Origin of the sequence: Mycobacterium sp. (assembly GCF_035653355.1) — a bacterium.
Taxonomy (GTDB): Bacteria; Actinomycetota; Actinomycetes; order Mycobacteriales; family Mycobacteriaceae; genus Mycobacterium.
Map to the genome: position 1 here is coordinate 1 of NZ_DASRBZ010000341.1, position 2,035 is coordinate 2,035.

Annotated in this window: 2 protein-coding genes and 1 pseudogene; 2 read left to right on the forward strand and 1 reads right to left on the reverse strand. The window is 65.1% G+C overall.

The features are described from left to right. Together VFA16_RS11925 and VFA16_RS11930 are read left to right on the forward strand one after the other, a co-directional pair. On the forward strand, positions 1–393 hold a 393-nt coding region (locus VFA16_RS11925; RefSeq protein WP_324968009.1), incomplete at its 5' end, for a zinc finger domain-containing protein. A 9-nt stretch (positions 394–402) separates the two neighbouring features. Beyond that, positions 403–1,152 carry an SDR family oxidoreductase gene (locus tag VFA16_RS11930; protein ID WP_324968010.1) on the forward strand — a complete coding sequence of 250 codons (750 nt, stop codon included), beginning with the start codon at positions 403–405 and terminating at the stop codon, positions 1,150–1,152. 87 nt (positions 1,153–1,239) lie between these two features. Here VFA16_RS11930 and VFA16_RS11935 read toward each other — a convergent pair. Continuing rightward, positions 1,240–2,035: pseudogene (locus VFA16_RS11935) on the reverse strand (glucose-6-phosphate isomerase); the annotation flags it as partial.

Below are 2,035 nucleotides of genomic sequence, written 5' to 3' on the forward strand. Positions count from 1 at the left end.
GAGAGCGGGCGCATCAAGACCGTGCTCACCGACCAGAAGGTGATCGCCGGCATCGGCAACGCCTACAGCGACGAAATCCTGCATGTCGCTCAGGTCTCGCCGTTCGCCACGGCCGCGAAACTGTCGCGTGAACAAGTCTTCACGCTGCACGACGCGATGATGTCCGTGCTCACCGACGCGGTCACCCGCTCGGTCGGCCAACAGGCCGCCACACTGAAGGGCGAAAAGCGCTCCGGGTTGCGGGTGCACGCCCGCACAGGTCTGCCCTGCCCGGTATGCGGCGACACGGTGCGCGAGGTGTCGTTCGCCGACAAGTCATTCCAGTACTGCCCGACCTGCCAGACCGGTGGCAAGGTGCTGGCCGACCGGCGGATGTCGCGGCTCTTGAAGTAGCCTGCCCAGGTGATTCGGCAGAAAATCCTCATCACCGGCGCCAGCTCTGGGTTGGGCGCCGGAATGGCCCGGCAATTCGCCGCCAAGGGCCGCGACCTGGCGCTGTGCGCTCGTCGCACCGACCGGCTCGATGAGCTGAAAGACGAACTGACACAACAATATCCGGGTATCACGGTGGCAGTCGCCGCGCTTGACGTCAACGACCACGAGCAGGTGCCGAAAGTGTTCGCAGAGCTTTCTGACACGCTCGGCGGAGTCGACCGGATCATCGTCAATGCCGGTATCGGCAAGGGCGCACCGTTGGGGTCGGGCAAGCTGTGGGCCAACAAAGCAACGATCGATACCAACCTGGTGGCGGCCTTGGTCCAGATCGAAACCGCGCTGGAAATGTTCAAGCAGGCCGGTTCGGGTCATTTGGTGCTGATCTCGTCGGTGCTGGGCGCCAAGGGAGTGCCGGGAGTCAAGGCGGCTTATGCCGCAAGCAAAGCCGGTATCCGCTCGCTGGGGGAATCGCTGCGCGCCGAATACGGCAGCGGCCCCATCAAGGTGTCGGTGATCGAGCCCGGCTACATCGAGTCGGAGATGACCGAGAAATCCGCGTCAACGCTATTCATGGTGGACAACGAAAGCGGCGTCAAGGCGTTGGTGGGCGCTATCGAGCGCGAGCCTGGCCGGGCCGCGGTGCCGTGGTGGCCGTGGGCGCCGATGGTGCAGCTGATGCGGGTATTGCCGCCACCGTTCACCAAGTACTTCGCCTGACCCTTCGCCTGACCCTCGCGAGCGGGCGTGTTTGTGCACGACACGCCGCCGAAGTCTGTGCAACTGCGCCCGCTCGCGAAAAGGGGACTAGGCGCTGCGGCCCCGTTCGGTGCGGTAGCGGCGCACCAGCGAGTCGGTGGAGCTGTCGGACTGCTTGTCCGGTGAGGCGTCGCCGCTGATCACCGGCAGCAGCTCCTTGGCCTGCGTTTTGCCCAGCTCCACACCCCACTGGTCGAACGAATCGATGCCCCACACCACACCCTCGGTGAACACCTGGTGCTCGTAAAGAGCGATCAGCTGCCCCAGCACCGACGGCGTCAGCCGGGTCGCCAGAATCGACGTGGTGGGCCGGTTCCCGGGCATCACCTTGTGCGGCACCACATCAGCGGGCGTGCCCTCGGCGGCGATCTCCTCCGCGGTCTTGCCGAACGCCAGCACCTGGGTCTGGGCGAAGAAGTTGCTCATCAACAGGTCGTGCATGCTGCCCGTCCCCTCGACGGTCGGCAGGTCGTCGAGGGGTTGGCTGAAACCGATGAAGTCGGCCGGCACCAACCGGGTGCCCTGATGCAGCAACTGGTAGAAGGCGTGCTGGCCGTTGGTTCCCGGCTCGCCCCAGACGATGGGGCCGGTCGTGTAGTCGGTGATGACGTGTCCCTGCCGATCCACCCGCTTGCCATTGGATTCCATGTCGCCCTGCTGGAAGTAGGCGGGGAAGCGGTGCAGGTACTGATCATAAGGAAGGATGGCCTGCGTCTCGGCGCCGAAAAAGTTGCTGTACCAGACGCCGAGCAGGCCCAGGATCGCCGGCAGGTTTTTCTCGAGCGGCGCGCTGCGGAAGTGCTCGTCCATCGCGTGGCCGCCGGCCAACATCTCCTCGAACCGA